The organism is Neorickettsia findlayensis (assembly GCF_009856525.1).
Lineage (GTDB): Bacteria > Pseudomonadota > Alphaproteobacteria > Rickettsiales > Anaplasmataceae > Neorickettsia > Neorickettsia findlayensis.
This window is the reverse complement of sequence record NZ_CP047224.1, coordinates 776347-796853: the sequence shown is the minus strand read 5'-3', so window position 1 is coordinate 796853 and position 20507 is coordinate 776347. Positions and strand designations below refer to the sequence as shown.

Here is a 20507-nt window from a genome sequence, read left to right as displayed (position 1 = left end):
TTTCGAAAGGACCGAATAGAAAGAAGAAAACTCGAAGGCTTCTCAACCCTCACCATGCTGAGTTCAAGGCGCTATTCCTGATTACATTCTTGCACAAACTCTACAACAACCCTACGATTCTTCGCGTGGGCTTCTTCTGTATCACTTTCGTCAACGAGCTCATCTTTACCTGCGGAAGCTGTGCAAAAATGACTCCTTAAACTATCCTTTGAGGAAGGAACAACCTGTGTCGCATTGTCGGAAGAACCGGGGAAACCTCCAAATTCTTCTGCAGGATCGTCTAGATTTTCAGAGACGGCTCCTAACAAGTACTCAAGAACGGCAACAGCTCTCTCATTGCCAAGTTTTGAGCTGTCCTCAGGAGTGTCAAGCTTATCAGTATGACCTGTAATTAAAACTTTAAGATTAGGATTTTCACTGATTCTCAGGGAAATGCACTGGGCAATGTTTTCATAAATAAGTTGCCTTGCCTCAGGTGATACCGCTGACTCACCAGATTTAAAATGAATTACGGCCACAGTTCCGCTTTTTGTTGGACATTGGCACTCAACACCGGAAAGTTGCGAAGAAGTGGAACTATCATGTCGCGACGTGCTTATATTTAAGCAGCCGGACAGCGACAAAAGCGCCGAAAATAATGCAACATTAACGATCCTTGACATTGTACCTCCAGGTCCCATTTCACAAAGCTCCTAGCTAGAGCACCACCGGCCCACATGTAGAACTAGGACAGCAAGCCTGCTAAGAATGGTATCTAACCCAGCTTAACTAAAGATTAATATGCGTTAAAAGTCAACTGTAAGTATATGCTATTTCCAATATACACACGAATATAAAACAAGCTCCTTCTTTTAAACATCAGGTGCATAATATAACTTGATTTAGATGAGTGTACTTTCTAAACAGCCGATGAGACAGGTTCACAGTTGATAATTCTTGTTGTGACGTAAAGTAAGCCCATTGTTTAAAACTGTAAATGCACAATACTACCATTTGATATGAGTAAAGTATTTCCATTAACAGCTAATACAGAAATTTTTCTAGTGATCTCTTTCTGTAGTAAAATATTTGGAGTTTGGTATGCCAAAAATTATCATTATTGCTTCCGGTAAAGGAGGTGTGGGAAAGTCAACGATCGCGTTAAATCTTTCCGTTTTACTGGCGCGAAATTTCAGAACCGGTCTAATAGATGCTGATATTTATGGACCCTCTCTTTCGTTTATGCTCGGAACTGAAGCAAAAATCACAATGACTGAACGAGAAACACTAGTTCCTGTGGAAAAGTTTGGGCTTAAATATGTTTCAGTTGGTGCAATGGTAGAACCAAGTGCGCCGATACTGTGGCGTGGACCAATGCTATCTAAGATTCTACGTACTTTTCTCACTAATACTGAGTGGGGTGAGTTGGATTATCTTGTCATTGATACTCCTCCGGGTACCGGTGATGTTCACATTACACTCTGTGGTGATTTTGATATCGATGGTGCAGTTCTAGTAACGACTGCACAAAAAGTTTCAATACAGGATGTTTCAAGAGCATGTGAAATGTTTAAGAAATTACAAATTTTTGTTCTTGGTGTAATTGAGAACATGAGTTGCTCGCATTTAGACAAAGATGAGCGGTATATTATTGGAGACGCAGAAAATACGAAAGAATTTTCAAGGGCTTTTTCCGTTCCAGTGCTTGGCAGAGTTCCATTCTTGAGGCAAATCTCATATTCGTGTGATAGCTCTATACCAGCAGTTTTGGATGCTGAGATTACTATGATATACAAACCAATCTTAGATGAATTGCTTCTTAGGCTAAACGAAAGAGTGTGATCGGAATTTGTAAAACAAACTAAAGGGAGCGTTTGCATCGCAAGGTGTATTTTTTTACTTTTAACCATACTTCACTAGATTTTGTTGTCTATCAGCAATATAATTTCCCCGTGTACTCCGATAACAGCAGATGATACCCGAAATAGCAATCATTGATCTAGGGTCGCAGTTCACCCAACTAATAGCGCGAAAATTAAGGGAAAACGGATGCCGCTCGTGTATCTATGCCCCATCTGATTTTACTTTTTCTGACAATGTAAAGGGCGTTATATTGTCTGGCAGCCACCGCTCTACTAGTGAGTATGCGGACTACAGGGACTTAATCTCAATGGTTCTGAACGTTAATTCTACGCGTGGTATACCAGTGTTGGGAATCTGCTATGGAAAGCAGCTCTTGAGTGATTTCTTTGGTGCTAATGTGGTTTCAGGCAAAAACCGCGAATATGGAAAGGCTAGACTCCAGATCATTGCAGAAAGCCCGATTGTGAACAACATCGGTGCTGCGGATTTTACGGTCTGGATGAGTCACGGCGATGCAGTTGTGACGCTTCCCTGTGGCTTTAAATGTATAGCAATGACAGACGACTGCCAGTTTGCGCTTATTGCTGATGAAAAGAGGAAGATATATGGTTTTCAGTTTCATCCTGAGGTCTCACATACTGAGAATGGTGATGTCTTACTACGCAATTTCATAGCAATTGCAGGAGTCGAAAATACCTGGGATTTACAGGTTTTTTCCGAGGAAGAAAAACGTATAGTAGTTTCCACTACCGGTGATGCAAATGTTCTTGCCGCAGTTAGCGGAGGTGTTGATTCAACGGTTGCAGCGAAGTTTATGTACGGAGCAATAGGTGAGAGGCTTCACTGCATTTTTGTAGATACAGGACTTCTGAGAAAAAATGAAGCTAATGAAGTGAAAGAGTTATTTTCGTCGTTGGGAATACCACTGAAGATCGTTTCTGCAGCTGATAGATTCTTTAGAAAGCTTGTTGGAGTTACAGATCCTGAAGAGAAGCGAAAAATTGTGGGAGAGACTTTTATCCAAGTGTTTGAAGAAGAAGCTCTAAAAATACAGGATGTGGAGTTTCTTCTACAAGGTACTTTGTACCCTGATGTTATCGAATCGGGTGGCGAAGGTTCCCATACAATTAAATCTCATCATAATGTAGGTGGGCTGCCTAAGAAAATGGGATTAAAGTTGCTTGAGCCTTTTAGGTTACTCTTCAAGGATGAGGTAAGGGCAATCGGGCGTCAGTTAGGTGTAAATGAGGCCCTTTTAATGCGGCATCCGTCGCCAGGACCCGCTCTGGCAATACGAATCCTAGGAGAAGTAACTCAAGAAAAAGTAGCTGTACTTCAGGATATCGATGAGATATATATCTCGACGATGAAGGAATACAATCTGTATTCTCATATATGGCAGGCTTTCAGTGTCTTATTGCCAGTTCGTTCCGTCGGTGTTATGGGGGATAAGCGCTCTTATAATTATGTTTGTGCCCTGCGTGCTGTTACTTCTCATGATGGAATGACGGCTAGCGCCTACCCGTTCGAAGCTCAGGATGATGCTAAGTTACGCTTTCTTTGCTTTCTGAATGAGGTTGCAACCAGAATACCTAATCGTGTGAGTGCAGTCTCTCGTGTAGTATACGATATTACATCAAAACCTCCAGCTACAGTTGAGTGGGAGTAAACCTTGACATTTTAGGTGCTTTGTACATGTGTGAAGAGCTCTCTGTCCTTGTACTTATGGATTCTAAGAAGATGATTCTTCCTTGGCGATGCTTTTTGGAATTGCATAATCACACGCTCTGAAGCGTTCCTTTAGTGAGGCAATTGCGAAAGATCCAAGGCCGACTGACTGTAATACTTCTGCCCCTATTTGCAGACCGGTTTCGTAAGTTTCCGGTACGAGTTTATGTGCACCTAACTTTCTATAAGTCTTGATATCAGAGAAATCCGACACGCGCGCGACAATTGTAGCGTGGGGGAAACTTTGACTTATAAGAGCGACCGCCTTTTTGCTAGTAACCCCATTCTGCATTGAAAGTACTATAGTTGAAGCTCTGTCTGCAGCAATCGCCTCTAGAGTGGCACGCTTTTTGATGTTTCCTTTAAAAATAGGGAACCCTTCATCTTGTGCTCTCTCTACAATTTTGGAATCCACGTCGATGGCAATGTAGTTAATTCTCTCCTCAGATAGCATACGTGCAACCATTCTACCCACCCGGCCAAAACCTGCTATAACCACATGGTTATCAATATCAGCAACACTAGCACGCATCAGTTGGATGAGTTCATCTTCTTCGACTATTCTATCAGGTGCTTCAAGTTTATTTGCAACCATAGCACCAATACTCGAGAAAAGTGGTGTGAATGCCATACTCATTGTAACTGCTGAGACCAATATGTTAACCAGTGAGGCGTCAAGGATCGCAGTACTGCTGTCCAACTTAAACAAGATGAGTGCAAATTCACTTCCCTGCGCTAGCAGCAAACCAGCATTTATTGCCGGGCCGGTTTTAAAACCAAACAATTTGGCTAACCCTATTATAATTGATGCCTTGAGTGTCATTAGAGCCAAAGCCACGCCAGTAATTAATCCTATGTTTTCAGCGAGCATCCTGAGGTCTATCGACATGCCAACTGTCATAAAAAACAAGCCTAGAAGTAAACTTTTGAATGGGAATATTACTTGCTCTACTTCATGACGGTATTCCGTTTCTGCCAGTAATAGACCAGCCACAAATGCACCCATTGCCATTGATAATTCAAGTTTCTCGGTTATATAAGCTGCACCGAGCACTATGAGTAACGTCGTGGCTATAAATAGTTCGCTACTCTTGGTGGAAGCGATAATCTTAAAGAAAGGCCTTAGTAATAACCTACCAGCAACGAAAATTAGCAACAACACTAAACCGGCCCTGATGAGTGACATCGCGATAGGAAGAAGGAGATTTTGTGGTGCATTATTTCCTAAGAGTGCGACGAGCACCAGCAGTGGCACAACTGTAAAGTCCTGCATGAGCAATACAGCTATTGAAAGCCTACCTACCTGGTTTGATTCCATCCCGGTTTCTTGCAGCACCTGAAGTACTATGGCCGTTGAAGAAAGCGCAAACGCACACCCTATTATGATTGATGCACTTGAACTGTTACCAAATACTCGACAGATTAGTATGATCAAAAGCGCAGTTATTATGACCTGTAGTGTTCCCAACCCGAAAACGTGGAGCCGCATGGACATGATGCGATCTAACGTAAGCTCCAACCCGATTAGGAAAAGTAGAAAAACAATTCCGAACTCAGCGAAGGTTTCCATGGGTGAGGAAAACTCGACTATTTTGAATCCATGTGTACCAAGAACCGCCCCAGCAACAAAGTAACCCAAGATTGGACTTATATTTAACTTCAAGAACAACGCTACCACTAAAACAGCGGTCGAAAGCAGCGCTATTACCTGGAATAAAGTAATGCCATCATCAAACATGCAAAGGTAATACCGTCAAAATTATTTCCACTTTATTGAACAGCCAATACTGGGTTTCTGTTTTCTCGAGACTTTTCTGCCCTTGGCGATTTCCAGCATTGCATCGAGCAGATCATGGGTTCCTGACGTGAGATCCATGAAGTGTCCACGATACTGTAACTCAAGTTTTTTGTCGAAACCGAAAAAATCCGGCGTACAAATAGCCCCGTAGCTTGCAGCAACCTTTTGTTCAGCATCATAAATGTAAGGGAATGAAAAACTGTATTCCCGTGCAAAGTCAGCCATTTTTTCTGGTGAGTCTTCTGGATACGAAGAGACATCATTTGGCATAATTGCCACTGCACCAATACCGCTCTCTTGCATCAATTTTACATCTTTGGAAAGTTGTCGCACTATTTGTTTTACATACGGACAATGGTTGCAAATAAACATCACCAAAGTACCATTGGGACCAGCAACACTTGAAAGCGAGTACACTGAACCACCAAACTCAATTGAAAAAGGAGGCGCTTTGAAACCAAGTGAGGCTTCTGGAGTGCTCATCTTTACCATAATAGAAAATCCCAGAGACGGTGGAAGATGGTAACCTAAATGACCCTAAATCGCAAGAGTATCAAAAGAAGCAGCTCTCTCATTAACAAAAAATTTCTTTATTCAGATTGCATGTTCGTAAAGCAGCATGTTCTGGGGAATAGTTTAGAGTATGTGATATTTAATTATCCAATATGTGCATTTCCTTATTACATTCAGCGTTTGGATTTCTCTTGACTAGATCAGTGGAAGTTGTTAATCCGGACTTTAACAATTATCATACAAGTGGATCGTTGCTTGATATGAAAATCAAGTTAAGATTTTGTATAAAATTCATTTGACAAAGTGAGAGTTGTAAATTTGTAAAATCCGTATGTCGAGGAAGCATTGTTATGCCTAGAGAAGATGAAAAGCGCTTCGTAGGTGAGGTAATTGAGGTTCTTAGGGGACCCGAGTTTCGAGTAAGACTCGAAAATGGGAAAGAAATACTGGCGCATTCTTGTGGTAAGATGCGCAGAAAGAAAATAAAGATTATCCTTAGTGATAAGGTAGTTGTTTCGATGTTTCTTCAGTATGACACGAACAGGGGGATCATCGTCGAAAGAGAGGGATTCCGAAAGAAGCGTACGGATGATCTTGGTGATGGAACTGCTAAAGATAGGAAACGAAAATAAATTATTATTCATGTTGACCATCTACTTATCTACTGTGTGACATGTACTCCGACTTTATTCTGGGTTCTTCATCAAAATGTAGGAGTCGGCTCCTTGAAGTTCTTGGATTTTTCCCAAAGAGGTCTATTGGACCAGAAATAGATGAGTCACCAAAGAGGGATGAGCTCCCTCTTACTTATGCTAAGAGAATGGCTTATGAAAAAGCACTTAAGCTCAGAAGGGTTTGTCGTGAGGAAAACGTAATAACGGCTGATACCGTAGCTTCTTGTGGTAGACGGATACTTCCCAAGGCGTGTTGTGATGAAGATATACGCTATTGTCTTGAGCTCCTAAGTGGAAGAAGACACAGACTTTATACTTCGCTTTGTTTAGTTACAAAATCTGGTGAGATAAGACAGAGGACGGTCATGACCGTCTTAAAATTCAAAAGGCTCTCTCACGAAGAGATAGAATTTTACCTGGCAACAAAGGAAGGTATTGGTAAAGCAGGTGGCTATTCAATACAGGGAGTAGCACAGGGCTTTGTTTTATTCATTAGAGGTTCATACTTCAATGTTGTTGGACTTCCAGCCTATGAAGTTGTCTCGCTTTTAAGCTCTGTAGGTGTGTTTCAGCAGAGTAAGGAAGCTCTCTACTCCCAAGGAGTAGAAGATGCCAAGTGAGAAAAGGGTTGCCAGGTTATTGTCTATTGAAGTGTGCTACTCAAGTTATTATTCTGATTTACCTAAATCAGAACTTATTAGTAGGGCCTTGGAACTGCAGGAAGTACCCTATATGAAGCGGTATGAGCTTGGGTTACTCAATTCTGTCTTAGATTTATGTCTTGCTAACACGGAAGAGGATACAAAACTTATAGGACGCTTCTTATCTGAAGAGTGGGAGATTAGCAGAATGGATAATCTCAAGTTATCTCTCTTAAGGGTTGCTGTATCCGAACTTCGACTAAGCAATGTTGCACAAAGAAATCTTGTAATTAATGAATACGTAAGTTTAGGAAGACTCTTTCTACCAATAAAGGAAGTTGGTTTTATCAACGCAATACTTGAGAAGCTGGCGAGCGAAATTCAAGGAAAGTAGATTTAGCTTTACCTTTCTGCACCTTGACTTTCTTGATTCTGGATATTCATTCCTTGTTGTACAGTTAAATCTATAAGATCTGTCTCCGGTAGCTCTTCATCTGGATCACCAAAAAGGGAACACTGTGTACTAACCGAATTAGAAGATGAGGCTGTACTTTCAGTTCTTGTATGATTTGTGGATGATCTTGTTTGTGACCACGGAAAATTGTACGTGCCGCGTGGATTAAGCAAAGCAATTGAGCTGCTACTTCTTGCGGCACTTGTAAAAAGAGATGCACAGTCGTTTCTTCCTATTCCTTCAAAAGCATCTGTTTGTACTGTCTTTAGGCCAAAACATCCGGTCTTTCCTCCATGATGCGAAGCAAGAAATTGCGCATGGCTAGCATTAACTAGCACTCTTTGTATTATTTCTGGTTTCAGCTCCGGAGTATTCATTGCACATGTGATTGCATCTGCCGAAGTTGTTACGTATCCCGTGCGATCCTTACCACTTTTACATGAGACGCATAAAACATCATTGTCACACACCTGTTCCCATAGTGCCGTGACTTTAGCCGCGATCCTTGCATTTCTATTCCTAGGAGTACTTCTAAACGGTGAGGTTATCACTTCACAGAGCGAACGAACTCTACCAGAAAAGCCACTTTGTTTAAGCTCAAGCCTTCTGAGCTCGACCATTTCCTTTGCTAGAGCTCTTTCTTCCCGCGCTGCTAGATTGCTTACATTACCGCATGCTTGTCGATATGCTCTTGTACTCCAAGTGCTAGTAGGCTGCGTGAGGTACCGTAATAAGTCTTGGTATTCAGGGCGTGTACTTATTCCAGCTTTTTGAACGTAATTACCTATTAGCACGTCGCAGGTCTTGGATATTGTGTTTCTACTGATACACCTGAGTGAGTTAACTGGTATGACGTGTGTATTATTCTCGCCAACAGCCTTTTTTGTGGTGTCAACAACGTAGGTGTCTAAAATATTTGAGCTCAGCTTAGGAAAAAACCTGTCTATGAATCCCTGCATTGGCACTCTCGAACACAACGTAAGCATGTGCACATTTTTTCCAGGATGAGCACGACATAGTTGTTGATAGTTTTCATGAGCTAGTTGTAATCTTAGTACTCCGTCACTATGCGTAGCAGCAAGTGACGCACTATGCGTGTAACTAGTCAGAGGTATTTTATTGGTGACATTGCCTGAATCGTCTACGGTGAGCTTTTCAAGTGTTTTTGTGTAAGCATTACGTAGACCGGGTACACATCTTAAATATGTTGAGAGAACACGATCGTCCTCCAAGAGGACATCTGCATGCTTTCTGAATAGGGCTTGTTCAACAGGATGTAGATTCAGATACCAAGACTGATGTGCATAATGCAGCAAAAGCTGCTTTTGATTTCCCGTTGTTCCTGTAATCGGGACATCAGTTTGAGAAATTATGTTATCCCCAATTCTCGTGATCGTGCTTACTGAAAAGTGCACTCTATCTCCTATAGGAGCATAAGCCTCAGCCTTTCTTAGCAGCTCGGAAATTTCGTTCAGTGGAAGTGACGGCAGCACATCTCTCTGAAGCATTTCACAAACTTCGGTGTTAAACCTCTTTAAAGATTTCCGGCATGCATCTTCGTTATAACGCGGCAATCCAGTCTCTAGGATAACCAGAGCTTTCTTTTTTAACTGACGTCTTACTTTTTCCCGTGCGGGATTCTCAAGCATAGCAGCGGCTATTTCATCGGCTCCCCTGCACATATTTATTGCCTGTTGCAGGTAGTCATGCGATGACAATAGATTCCTTGGTTGTGATGTTTCTTGTTGGAGCGCTGGGAGATCGTACCGCGTTATTTTTTTGGCTTCCGCATTCTTCGACCAAATTATCCTCCTATCACCATCTGCAGCCTCCTTGAGTATGAGTAACGCTTCCTCGTAGTCGAAGTTTTCTTCTGTAGACTTATTGATGAAGTCCATTAACGACGCTATTGTACGTACCGGTGAAGGTAATTCTGATGATTGCATATGTAATCAATAAGATTGTGGTTTAAGTTCTTTTTTAGCATTTTAATGCTAATAAATTTATAAAAATATGAAGAAGGAAAGATTCTCAAATGAAGAAGACATAAGTGTGGCTTGACATCTACCTTATGATCGTTTCTAATGTGGCAGGAGGGGGTATAGCTCAGCTGGTAGAGCATCTGGTTTGCACCCAGAAGGTCGCAGGTTCGACTCCTGTTGCCTCCACCACTTTTGTGGCTTTTCTTCTAGTTACTAATTTTAGCATAAATCTGCCTAAAATACACGTTCGCCGTGTACGCGAGCTCTATCAACTGTACTTGCGTAGCAGTCCTGCTTTCACAAATGACAAAAATAGTGGATGTGGTTGAAATATCCTGGATTTGAATTCTGGATGAAACTGTACCCCTAAGAACCAAGGGTGATCTCTGAGTTCAAGGATTTCTGGAATATCATAATCCTTCTCTGAATACCCAGAAAAAAACATACCTCTTTCTTCTAGTTCAGGTAGATAACGCGGGTTTGCCTCATATCTATGCCTATGCCGTTCTACAATCACTTCTGTTTCATTGTAAATTGTGTAAGCTTTCGACTCCTTTTTTAGCACACAGTTGTACTTACCAAGGCGCATCGTGCCGCCAATTTGTGAGGATTGACTACGTCTTTCCACGGATAAGTCTGAACGACGCCACTCATTCAAAAAGCAAATCACCGGCGCTTTGCAATTTTTGTTAAACTCTGTTGAATCAGCACCTTCGATCCCAACAACGTTTCTTGCAAACTCTAAAACTGCCAGCTGGAAACCAAAGCAAATACCCAAAAAGGGAACGTTATTAATCCTTGCATGCGTTATCGCTGATAGCTTGCCATCTATTCCGTTATTACCAAAGCCGCCCGGAATGAGTATCATATCAAACCTTGAAAGATCAGACATGTTGTCCCCTCGTGCGTCTATAATCTGGACAGATAAATTTACGCCTACAGCGAAAGCGGCGTGCTGCAAAGCAGCATCAACTGAAATATAGGCATCACACAAATCTGAGTATTTACCGATTATCGCCACAGAAAGTCTTTTGGCACTGCTTACAAGAGATCGTGTTCCTTGTACGACTTTTTTCCAATAAGACACGTCTGCTTCCAGCGGACCACGTCCAAGAAGTGCACTTATCTTTGTATCAAGTCCTTGCTCCTTGTACATTACAGGGATCTCATACACGTTGTCGACATCCTGTGCTTCTATAACGTTACCCTCTTTAACGTTACAGAACAGGGCTATTTTCCTTTTATCTACACTAGACATTCGTGCAGATTGTGTTCTGCATATTAAGAAATCAGGCTGTATACCTAATGCGTTTAGTGCTTTGACAGAGTGTTGAGAGGGTTTTGTTTTAAGCTCACCAGAGGATTTTAAGTAAGGAACAAGGGTAAGATGCAAATATATAACATTCTCCTTTCCAACTTCATACGCAACCTGCCTTGCGGATTCAAAGAACGGCTGTCCCTCAATATCTCCAACTGTACCACCAATCTCACACAGTATCACATCGTACCGATCAGATCCGCAGTAAATAAAGTCTTTAATGAGATTTGTTACGTGGGGTATGACTTGAACAGTTGCACCAAGATACTCACCATTCCGCTCACGCTCTATAAGATCAACGTATATCCTACCCGCTGTCGTGCTATCATGACGGGTGCAATTTATGCCAGTGAATCGTTCATAATGACCAAGATCAAGATCAGCCTCGGTACCATCCTCGGTGACGAAGACTTCACCATGTTGCAGTGGACTCATGGTTCCAGGATCGACGTTGAGGTAAGGGTCCATTTTCCTGATGCAGACACGAAACCCCATAGACTGCATAAGAGCCGCTATGGCAGAAGTTGTAAGTCCCTTACCAACAGACGACGAAACACCACCTGTGACAAATATAAAGGCGCAAGACCCCCTACTCGGAAGAGGCATAGTCAGTATTTTCAGATTCCCTATGATCTGCTTCCAGGGCCCTCTCTAACTCTCCTTCCACTTCGCTTACTATAATCTCAGTGTTCGAAGCAAAATTTAATTTTCCTAGAAAGATGGTGTTCAGGAAAAATATGAACAAGAGGACCCAGGTAAACCTAACAAACAAACTAGACGCACTTCTGACAGGAAAAAGAGCCCCACGCCCAGAGGCAAAAGCACTAGCAACACCGGAACCTGAATTTTGACACAGGACCAATGTAACAATTAAGACCGCAACAAAAAACTGTAAAACAATCAAAAATAACATGCACACCTACACAAAATCAGCGGTACAAAACCCCACCCTGTAGCAAGAGGAACTAAGAACTACGCGTTCATAGGCACCATCACACCAACTTCAAAGTTGTGTACCATGTGTGCAACTTTAGGTGCAAAGGTAGTAGTACCATCATCCGCTTTTGCGCCTGTATACTCTCTCTCGTTGAGGTATGTAAATTTATATCCGGCATAAGGTACGACAGAAGCCAAACCGGTCACATTGACACCAGCTTTCAACTGAGATGCAAGGTGATAGGCAGTGACTGAATTAGATTTTTCAAAATCCAAAGCAACCCTTTGTGCACCAAAACCCACACCAAAGTATGGACTGATGTATTCAGTAACAGCAACGTCGTAGTTCACACTAAGCATACCACCAATAAAGGTTGCACCTTTATAAGTTGCAACAGTATTTGCATTACTTGCAGTGCTACCAGCACCACCAGTTCCACCGTTGCCACTGCCAGCCGCAGTGCTAGTGTTAACTGAAGCAACAGGAGTTGTAGACAATTTGGTATCTTTTTCAGCAGCGACCTTGTGTACGCTACCTTCGATTTCAACTCTCATGCCACCAAAATAGTACCCGAGTGCACCAGATCCACCCATGAGTCCAAAATCATATTTTGGTTTGAATGCCTTTTTATCTGTAGTGGCATAAGCGCTACCACTCCATTCAGTTTCCTGAATCATACCAGGAGCATAACCAACCTTAGCGTAAAACACATCTGCTTCTTCAACAAAATCCTCCGCACCACTCTGCCCGTAAGAAGGAGATGCGCACGCAAGGACAGCCGCAAGGGCAGCACTCACTAGGAACTTTCTATTTATCATTTAGTTCACCTCTTTGAAGTTTCATAGGGAAAGTCTATATCATGCCCTCCAAGAAGTCCATCGTCAAGGGCCTTTGAAGTAGATCTTTTTGATTTTCTGAGTTCAAAATCGCCCAATCGATTTGATAAGCTTACCCACTCGAGAACATCTCAGATTTAGGTGAATCCACAAAAAAGTGTCGAAAAACAAATCTTAAATCGGACAAAACAAAGAAATCGCAAGCAGCGTTCTTTTTGCGATTTCATTTTACAGTATACATCCGACATAACGGAAATTTCTCTTTGACATACACTAACCGGATACAATTTTATATGAAGGAAGATAGACTTTCTTGAAAATCTATCTTCCGGTGTGAGTAAGTAATGCATTATGCATCAAGCAAGAATGTAAAGCCTACCTCTAAGTTATGGAGTAGGTGCTTCGCCACAGGCACAAAGTTTACACCTTCTACTGGGCTTTTTTCTACGTCATAGTCACTAAGGAAGGATGTTAGTAAACCACCACTAGCTAACTTGGACCTTATCACACCCAAACCTGTTACTGGTTCTTTAGTTTTTGTCTCCGTAAAGTAGCGTGCGGTATATCCTAAATAAGGCACTACGCCAGCCTTCCTTAGATAATCAACATCAAAAGAGATACCGATTTTGCCCTGTGCAATAAAAGGTGTACTCACTAGCTCTTGTGCCTCAGATAATTTGTACTTGACCTTAGCCAATCCGATACCGCCTCCTACAAACATGTTTAGTACCTTACCGGCACTGAAGTCGTGGTAGACATTCAATAAACCGGCCTTGTAACTGAAATCCGTGAATTGCATAGGTCCTACGGGCACAAATTGTATACCATCTAATTTTTTATCCTTATTTGTCTCCGTTGGTAGATCAGATGGTACATCTGCGACACCATAGAAAGTTTCTTCTGCTCTTTCAGCAACTTTACCTGCACCGTTTACCAGGGCTTCAAGTTCTATCCTTGTCTCTTGGATATGGTAGCCAACTGCTAGACCGATACCCATCATGTTGAATCCATGTGTAGGTCTGAATTCTCTTACCACAGCACCATTGAGATAGCCATCTGGTTTGCTCGTATGAGCGTCATTCCAGGCATTTATCGCTGCAAGCCCAGTATCCATGAAATTACTCTCCCCAGAGAGCTTTGTTATATTGAAGACCCTTCCATAAAGTCCAATTTCTGTTTTTTGGATTTCAGAATCTGTAGCTTTGGCTTCGTATGCGGGGGCTAGAACGAGCAAACAAAGACATGCAGCACTTTTTAAAAAACGGTTATCAATCATCTATAAACCCCCGATGGTTCAGTAAAATGCAAAGAACTAACCTAATTTTGTAAAAAAAATATTACTTTTTTTCGTATTAATCTCAATTAGCTATTTAAAGTAGCATAAAAAATAATTTTTTTCAGAATTTGAGTGTATAAGATCTGAGAAATCTTGCTTAATTCCGAAATTTCAGAGCAAGGAGGAATTTATAGTGTGAGGTTAGATGCTAGTTTTTCCTAGTGCTGAGCTTACCATTTCCTCTAGAAACGTAGCTCAAAAGATCTCATGTGCAAGAACACAGTATGAGAGTATTTGCGGTCACTTTGGTCTACGCTGTGCTAGCGTGTATGAAATACTATACCCGCCTCAATATTGTGAGAAACATGACTCATTTCACGAATCTTGCTCACTGATCCTTTCACCGTTTCAACAATGCCCAGATTCGGATCTAGATGGTCTGTAACTATTGCTGGGACATCAGTCAATTTTTTTGCGCATAGGCTTGAAATTAACATTAACCTGTACCCAAAATATGGTTTTATTGCCACTGAGAACAGTTCAAGGTCTGATTTTAGTCCCATTCTTAACTGTGTTACAAGAGGGAACCCGTAATTACCGTCATTTCCTTCAGTGAGTATACTACCACTACCAATGCCAACGCCTACATAAGGACTTAATAAAGTTACGCCAGAGAATTCTAGGTTGGTATTGAGGATCCCCAACAGATATACACGTTCCGTGCTAAAATTCTCATCACTAGTTGGAGTGGTCTCAGTTTTTGTGGGGTCGCTAGTTTGAGGACCTAAAGACGAAGAGGTGGTGCGTCCATACAGGCACTCTGTCTCTATACTAATACCCGACACAATGAATCCGATTTTACCACCGAAACTCTCGAGTGTACTGTCCATAAGTCTATCCTTAGTTACGGTGAGAAATTTTCTTTTTTCTGTGCGTATATCTTCTCCACTGATTTTGCCGGCTACAAAAGCACTGTAACTAGCACCGGCATACAATCTAGCACCCGGCTTCACAGAAAATGCGTTAGCGGAATCACCAAAGAGAAGAGTGAGCAGTAAAGACCAGATCGTAGGTCTGAAAATATTCATAAAGACTAAGACCGATTTCTCATTCCAAAAGGGCAATATATCATAAAGATATTTCTTATCAACAAAGATAAAAGATTGCGTATCAATGTGTAGTGATGGTTTCTAAAGTTTGCGTGTTTGAGAGACTTTAATTTTGTTTTTGCTTTTCCGAACTATTTGCGAGTAACCAAGATTTGATGTCTTCTAATTGTTTGTGATCCATGAGTGAGGGTGCATGTCCTATACCAGCGTATTCTAGACACGAAATTTTCTGGCGCGACTGAGCCATTTTAGTAAATGTTTCTTTTGATAACATACGTGAGAGTTCTCCTCTCAGTGCAAGTATTGGAATATTTTGGTTAATATTGTGCCATATTTCCCATAAATCTCTGGATCCAGTTATTTTTTCCTTGTGGTTTCTAAAAATTTCTGGGTCGAAGTCCAATACATATTTTCCTTCCTTGGTATTTCTGAATGAATGATGCAGTACATGTTGCCAATGTTCTTCTTTGAGCAGGCCAAGTGGTTTTAACATTACTCTTAAGAATTTTTCTGCTTCGTCAAGTGATGAAAAAGTTGGGTACATGCAGAGATATTTGCTTAATACCACCATTGCCGAGAAGTCTGTATATGGTCCTATGTCATTTATAACAAGTGCTTCGATTTTTTGAGGAATAGTAGACGCTAACATCATTGACACTATTCCCCCCATTGATGTTCCTACTAAAATGCATTTCTGTGGAGCCAATCTGTTTATAAATTCCAAAAGAATTTTCCGGTAATTCTCATATGTATACAGGTCTGGTTGCATATATTCGCTTTCTCCTCTACCTGGCACATCAATAGCTATGACCCTAAAATTGCTTTCTGCTAATGTTCTGGCTAGATAATCAAAGTCACGTTTGTTCCTATTAATACCGTGGATACAAATTACAGGTCCGAGTTTACCTTTGCAGTTCCAGTCCAGGTATACTATTTTTCCAAAGCTGGTTGTTATACTTTTTTTTTCCACTCTTCCTGTTAAATTTCTTAAGCTCGAAAATAGCCTACGAGGAAAGCACTTTCAATGGTGGATGAGTTGATTACCCATGTTCTGCACTTTCAAAGCGGATTAGATAGCACGGAGAACCTGAGGATTGGGAGGACTTTCCAAAGAAATAGAAGTAGCACTCTCCGATTTTTGCGAGGGACTTTCTTCCTTCACGCTGTTCGACCTTATTTCTTTTAGCGCAGATACGAGCAGAAAAGTTAGAACTATGCAAAAAAGAGCTATCGAGGAGAAGAATACTGCCAAAAGGCAAGCCTCTATTTTTGTAGTGTATTTCTCGAAAAGGACGCTATCCTTGAAAGTTTCTTTAACTATACCTTTCAGAATCTCGGCCAGTGGATTATCACGAACATTATGGAACTTGAGTATAAAGTTCAAAACGCTTTCGGGTTTTTTGCTCGGTAATAGAAAAAACGGGATAAGTAGTACAGTGACAGCTAAGACGGTTCCAACCGCGAATCCAAGTGTAAACTGCGCTGCTTTCACAGCAAACTTCCTTTTTCTTTTTTGCTCTAATGGCTTTTCAAAAGCACTCTTTCTCCGTTCGAGCACACCCGCTACTTCATAGACGGTTAAAACGATAAAGCCTCCGATGATAAGCAATGCAGTAATCGTACTGGCAAGAATTGCTTTGGTGAAAAAAGACCTGCTAGTACCAAGCAGGTAACTCTTGTTCCAAAAAAGAAACTGTGCCAATGGGTTAGAAGGTTGAGAAATGTAGAGTTGATCCAAGGTACTCGCTATGAGTTTATATGGGACGGCAGAATCATGAAGGTATTTCATTAGCGCCAAGACGGTAACGTTTTGCAGTGCTACCTGTACCAGGAAGCCAAGCAAGGCAGGAGGAAGCAACTCAAGTCTCCTTCCTTGTTTGAGCGGGTCCTTCACTCTAACATAGCCGGACGAACGTCCATAACATCCCGATCCCATTTTCTCAAACAAAGTTAAACAAACCTTTGGTAGCAACAAAGCTGCGTGCACAGAACATCGCATACGTACGCAAGCATTATATGTGCTGTGTAGATAAAATGTAAAGTTATTTACAATAACGATGCTTATCAATCTATGATTCGACAACTATATTGTAAAATATGTTAGACTACGTCTCTAGTTTGTGGTGCAAAATCCGTCTAAATTTTTTTTAGATTCTTGGAGCTTTAAAGAAGTTGTCTAAGCTAGTTGCATCGGATCATTATTTCATTTGTTCGCTTCTAGCGGATAAAAGTGTTTTCTTCTGGATATCTAAAAGTGCAGTGGTGCTATGCCGTATAGAAATTTGGTTTTTAAAGGTGGTGGTGTAAAGGTTCTTTATAGTGTTGGAGCTATGGAAGCACTGGAAGAACGTGGTGTCCTAGATTCCATAGAACGGGTTGCGGGTGTTTCATCGGGAGCTGTGTTGGCTCTCCTCACAGCGGTGGACATGAGTGTAGCGGAGATAAGAGATTTTTTCCTTAAGATCCCTTTTGCAGAAGAAGTAGACGCAGTGTGTCTGCCTGAAGAGACTGAAAGGTTTTTTGAAGAGTATGGTAGATATACTGGGGAGAAATTGCTTGCGCAGTTGTGCAACCTACTAGAGAAAAAGTGTGGTACCTCAAGCGTTACCTTTGCTGAAATGCACGATCTCGGATTTATGGATCTTTATGTCTTTGCCACAGATGTTACGAACAAGAAACTTGTTCAATATTCCTGGGAGGATACACCGGATTACAGTGTTGTGGATGCTGTAAGAGCTTCAGCTTCTTATCCGTTTTACTTTGTTCCATGCCGTGGACCAAATGGGGAACTTTTAGTTGATGGAGGTTTGTTGGACAACTATCCACTTTGGCTTTTCGATCAACCTCAATTTCTGCCTGATCCAGATGCAGACTACAATAAGGAGACGCTTGCTATTCACATAGGTACGTGTGGTGAGGAACAGACTTTGTGGACGCATAAAGATTTGATCTTCATGATGCAGTTGTTCAATGATATGCATCCTGGTGTAATCTCTAAGAGAATCGGAGATCTGGACTTCTCTCAAGTGCTTTCTGGGTCTGCTGAGTATAATGATCTCCTTGGATATCTGATGTATATTTTTGATGCTGGTAGGACTGCTCAGCCTAGGTATCATCATCCTAATTTTGCTGGGGAGATTAGCATCAATACAAACTTTGTTAGTTCAAACGGTAGGGTTTTGAGCACTTTTGATCTTGATCTTAGCGAAGAGGTTCGTTGTGAACTTATGGAGCACGGGAAAAAGGAGGCGAGCAAATTCTTTGAGGAAGTATGTCTTCTTGAAACAGAGTTTTGTTTTCTACCAGAAGATCCTACACCAAATAACCTGTTGTAGAATGTTACTTGGAGATTAGTGTAGTAAACAGCAGATTTGGTGTTCACTTCTAAATGTGCTAGCACGTAGGTTTCGACTGGATACATTCGCAGTATCAGGCTAATGTTGTGTAACACTGTTTTGGTATTCAAACCGCGTTACATGGTAGGCATGACAACGTTATCACTAATTTTTGACTTATTGTGGCGCAAGAGCTCAGTTAGGCTACGCTCTGCTCTTGTTTCAGCATTTGGGTTTCTCTGTTTGGCGAAGATAACCAGCAGTCTGGTACCATTCATTTACAAATTCCTTTTTGATGCAATCGAGAAATTTGACTCTGTACAGAACTTTTCTGTCGGATCAGTCATTTTAGTTGTCTTCACTTATGCAGGAGTAAGGTTTCTATCTCAAATTTTGAATGAGCTAAAGGAGATATGTTTTGTTTCAGTTGAACAAAATGCTGCTAAAACATTAGCTTTAGAAACCTTTTCTCACCTCCAGTATATGGGGATGAGGTTCCATTTGAATAGGAAAATAGGTGAAGTATCTAAAATAATGGAACGCGGTGTAAAGGCAATCGAAACATTCTTGAGATTTGCAACCTTCAGTATATTTCCAACTTTCCTTGAAACGATCTTTGTTTGCATACTTGTTCTTCTTTTCTATCCGTACTACTACTTTGTGCTGCTTTTTCTGACATTGGCTCTCTATTGTGTTTACACGGTCTTAATTACACAGTGGCGGACTGGCTATATAAAGGAAATGAAGCTAGCTGAAACGAAAGCTTCATTCAAAGCAGTCGATAGTCTGATAAATTACGAAACTGTCAAATATTTCAATAACCAAAATTATGAAGCTACTTGCTATTCCAATTTTCTCAAAGGCTATGCAGAACTTGCGGTAAAAAACAGGAGGAGCTTGTCCGTTCTTAATGTTGGTCAGGCGCTAATCATTGCTCTTGGGTTAGTTGGAATAAATCTTGCAGTTATTCTTGATATTCTTGCCAATGCTGCGACGATCGGTGATTTTGCTCTAGTTAATACATACCTTTTGCAACTTTATATTCCTCTGGGAAATCTTGGTTTTGCGTATAGAGAAATGCGTCTTGCTTATCTAGATGTAGATTTAGTTAGAGAGTTGTTATCAGAAGGATGTCATGAAAGCGTGCAAAACCGGAGATCTAAGTTTGTATTCAAGGAAGGAGTGGTTGAATTCAAGGATGTGAGCTTTGGATATTCTGATGATCGCCAAATTCTAAAGAATCTCTCTTTTCGCATGGAGCGTGGGAAAACTCTTGCGATAGTTGGAAAGAGTGGTGCCGGTAAGTCAACAATATCGAAATTATTATTTGGATTTTATTCTCCATCCAAAGGCCAAGTCCTCATAGATGGCCAGGATCTCAGTACTTTGAGACCCGAGACTTTTCAACGGTATATCGGTATTGTTCCACAGGATATTACCTTGTTTAATGATACCATCTTCAACAATATTGCATATTCTGATCCGCAAAATATAAAGTTAGATGATGTAATCAGGGTTGCGAATCTTGCAAGTATTCACGAGTTTATTACCAGTACAAGGGAACAGTATCAGACTGTCGTCGGAGAAAGAGGCTTAAAGCTTTCTGGTGGTGAAAAACAAAGGATTGCTATTGCACGTATGCTACTCAAAAAAGATGCAAAAATTCTCATATTCGATGAAGCTAGCTCTTCCCTTGATAGCAAAACAGAATCCGCAATTAAAGAAAGCATCATGAACGCTGGGAAAGATTGTGCGTCTTTAATTATTGCGCACAGATTGTCTACAGTGCTTTACGCAGACGAAATCATAGTTCTCGCTTGTGGTGAGGTGGTTGAAAGGGGGACTCATTCCACGCTTCTTGCAATGAAAGGTGCATACTACACACTATGGCAGCATCAAAATCGGCTTGGATAAAGAATTGCTTTATATTCTAGAAATAGGATAGATAAGGTGCATCACTGACCTGCTTTGGAGTGCCTTGTTTATCTGTTAATAAAGAGCGCCACTTTTGCTACTACATATAGATTTTCTGTATAGTCGTGGCTAGAATTTGTCCGACCGAGA

Annotated in this window: 18 protein-coding genes and 1 tRNA gene; 8 read left to right on the top strand and 11 right to left on the bottom strand. The window is 41.2% G+C overall.

From position 1 onward, the window contains the following. Window positions 1-71: 71 nt before the first annotated feature. Complete coding sequence (locus GP480_RS03615; RefSeq protein WP_237111341.1) at window positions 72-680, bottom strand: OmpA family protein; 609 nt, start codon at window positions 678-680, stop codon at window positions 72-74. 400 nt (window positions 681-1080) lie between these two features. Between GP480_RS03615 and GP480_RS03610 the strand changes: the two genes are divergently transcribed. Beyond that, window positions 1081-1821 (top strand): Mrp/NBP35 family ATP-binding protein, encoded by a 741-nt coding sequence (locus GP480_RS03610; RefSeq protein WP_160095912.1) that lies wholly within the window; start codon window positions 1081-1083, stop codon window positions 1819-1821. Window positions 1822-1954: 133 nt separating this feature from the next. Continuing rightward, a complete protein-coding gene (gene guaA, locus GP480_RS03605; RefSeq protein WP_160096160.1) occupies window positions 1955-3511 on the top strand; it encodes a glutamine-hydrolyzing GMP synthase in 1557 nt (518 codons plus the stop codon). A 63-nt stretch (window positions 3512-3574) separates the two neighbouring features. Here guaA and GP480_RS03600 read toward each other — a convergent pair whose 3' ends face one another. Further along, window positions 3575-5308: a monovalent cation:proton antiporter-2 (CPA2) family protein gene (locus GP480_RS03600; RefSeq protein ID WP_160095910.1), complete on the bottom strand. Its 1734-nt coding sequence runs from the start codon at window positions 5306-5308 to the stop codon at window positions 3575-3577. A gap of 21 nt (window positions 5309-5329) precedes the next feature. Further along, complete coding sequence (locus tag GP480_RS03595; protein WP_160095908.1) at window positions 5330-5860, bottom strand: thioredoxin family protein; 531 nt, start codon at window positions 5858-5860, stop codon at window positions 5330-5332. Window positions 5861-6231: 371 nt separating this feature from the next. Between GP480_RS03595 and infA the strand changes: the two genes are divergently transcribed. Genes infA through GP480_RS03580 form a run of 3 tightly spaced genes read left to right on the top strand, consistent with a single transcriptional unit; the run spans window position 6232 to window position 7590 of the window. Beyond that, complete coding sequence (gene infA / locus GP480_RS03590) at window positions 6232-6513, top strand: translation initiation factor IF-1 (protein ID WP_160095906.1); 282 nt, start codon at window positions 6232-6234, stop codon at window positions 6511-6513. Window positions 6514-6554: 41 nt separating this feature from the next. Further along, window positions 6555-7175: a Maf family protein gene (locus tag GP480_RS03585; RefSeq protein ID WP_237111340.1), complete on the top strand. Its 621-nt coding sequence runs from the start codon at window positions 6555-6557 to the stop codon at window positions 7173-7175. Beyond that, window positions 7165-7590, top strand: a complete 426-nt coding sequence (locus GP480_RS03580; RefSeq protein ID WP_160095904.1) for a transcription antitermination factor NusB — start codon at window positions 7165-7167, stop codon at window positions 7588-7590. The genes GP480_RS03585 and GP480_RS03580 overlap by 11 nt, the downstream gene beginning before the upstream one ends. An 8-nt stretch (window positions 7591-7598) precedes the next feature. Here the strand turns inward: GP480_RS03580 and GP480_RS03575 are convergent, their stop codons facing one another. Further along, window positions 7599-9596, bottom strand: coding sequence for a hypothetical protein (locus GP480_RS03575; RefSeq protein ID WP_237111339.1), 1998 nt, complete (start codon window positions 9594-9596; stop codon window positions 7599-7601). A gap of 149 nt (window positions 9597-9745) precedes the next feature. Between GP480_RS03575 and GP480_RS03570 the strand changes: the two genes are divergently transcribed. Then, window positions 9746-9821: transfer RNA gene (locus GP480_RS03570), tRNA-Ala, on the top strand. Window positions 9822-9900: 79 nt separating this feature from the next. On the opposite strand, the gene GP480_RS03565 is transcribed toward GP480_RS03570, so the two are convergent. The 7 genes from GP480_RS03565 to GP480_RS03535 all read right to left on the bottom strand — a co-directional run bounded on the left by GP480_RS03565 (window position 9901) and on the right by GP480_RS03535 (window position 17056). After that, window positions 9901-11556, bottom strand: coding sequence for a CTP synthase (locus GP480_RS03565; protein ID WP_160095902.1), 1656 nt, complete (start codon window positions 11554-11556; stop codon window positions 9901-9903). Next, complete coding sequence (gene secG / locus GP480_RS03560) at window positions 11540-11863, bottom strand: preprotein translocase subunit SecG (RefSeq protein WP_160095900.1); 324 nt, start codon at window positions 11861-11863, stop codon at window positions 11540-11542. The genes GP480_RS03565 and secG overlap by 17 nt, the downstream gene beginning before the upstream one ends. 59 nt (window positions 11864-11922) lie before the next feature. Next, window positions 11923-12705 (bottom strand): P44/Msp2 family outer membrane protein, encoded by a 783-nt coding sequence (locus GP480_RS03555; protein WP_160095898.1) that lies wholly within the window; start codon window positions 12703-12705, stop codon window positions 11923-11925. A 367-nt stretch (window positions 12706-13072) separates the two neighbouring features. Next, window positions 13073-13999, bottom strand: coding sequence for a P44/Msp2 family outer membrane protein (locus tag GP480_RS03550; RefSeq protein ID WP_160095896.1), 927 nt, complete (start codon window positions 13997-13999; stop codon window positions 13073-13075). A gap of 320 nt (window positions 14000-14319) precedes the next feature. Then, on the bottom strand, window positions 14320-15087 hold the full coding sequence (locus GP480_RS03545; RefSeq protein ID WP_160095893.1) for a cell surface protein: 768 nt from the start codon (window positions 15085-15087) through the stop codon (window positions 14320-14322). 127 nt (window positions 15088-15214) lie between these two features. Next, window positions 15215-16078: an alpha/beta fold hydrolase gene (locus GP480_RS03540; RefSeq protein ID WP_160095891.1), complete on the bottom strand. Its 864-nt coding sequence runs from the start codon at window positions 16076-16078 to the stop codon at window positions 15215-15217. Window positions 16079-16177: 99 nt separating this feature from the next. Next, the gene (locus GP480_RS03535) at window positions 16178-17056 is read right to left on the bottom strand and encodes a hypothetical protein (protein ID WP_237111338.1); all 879 of its coding nucleotides are present in this window, start codon (window positions 17054-17056) and stop codon (window positions 16178-16180) included. A gap of 319 nt (window positions 17057-17375) precedes the next feature. Here GP480_RS03535 and GP480_RS03530 point away from each other — a divergent pair, with 319 nt between their 5' ends. Together GP480_RS03530 and GP480_RS03525 are read left to right on the top strand one after the other, a co-directional pair. After that, complete coding sequence (locus GP480_RS03530) at window positions 17376-18443, top strand: patatin-like phospholipase family protein (protein WP_160095889.1); 1068 nt, start codon at window positions 17376-17378, stop codon at window positions 18441-18443. A gap of 141 nt (window positions 18444-18584) precedes the next feature. Next, entirely contained in the window at window positions 18585-20357 is a 1773-nt protein-coding gene (locus GP480_RS03525) for an ABCB family ABC transporter ATP-binding protein/permease (RefSeq protein WP_237111337.1), read from the top strand. Window positions 20358-20507 lie beyond the last annotated feature (150 nt).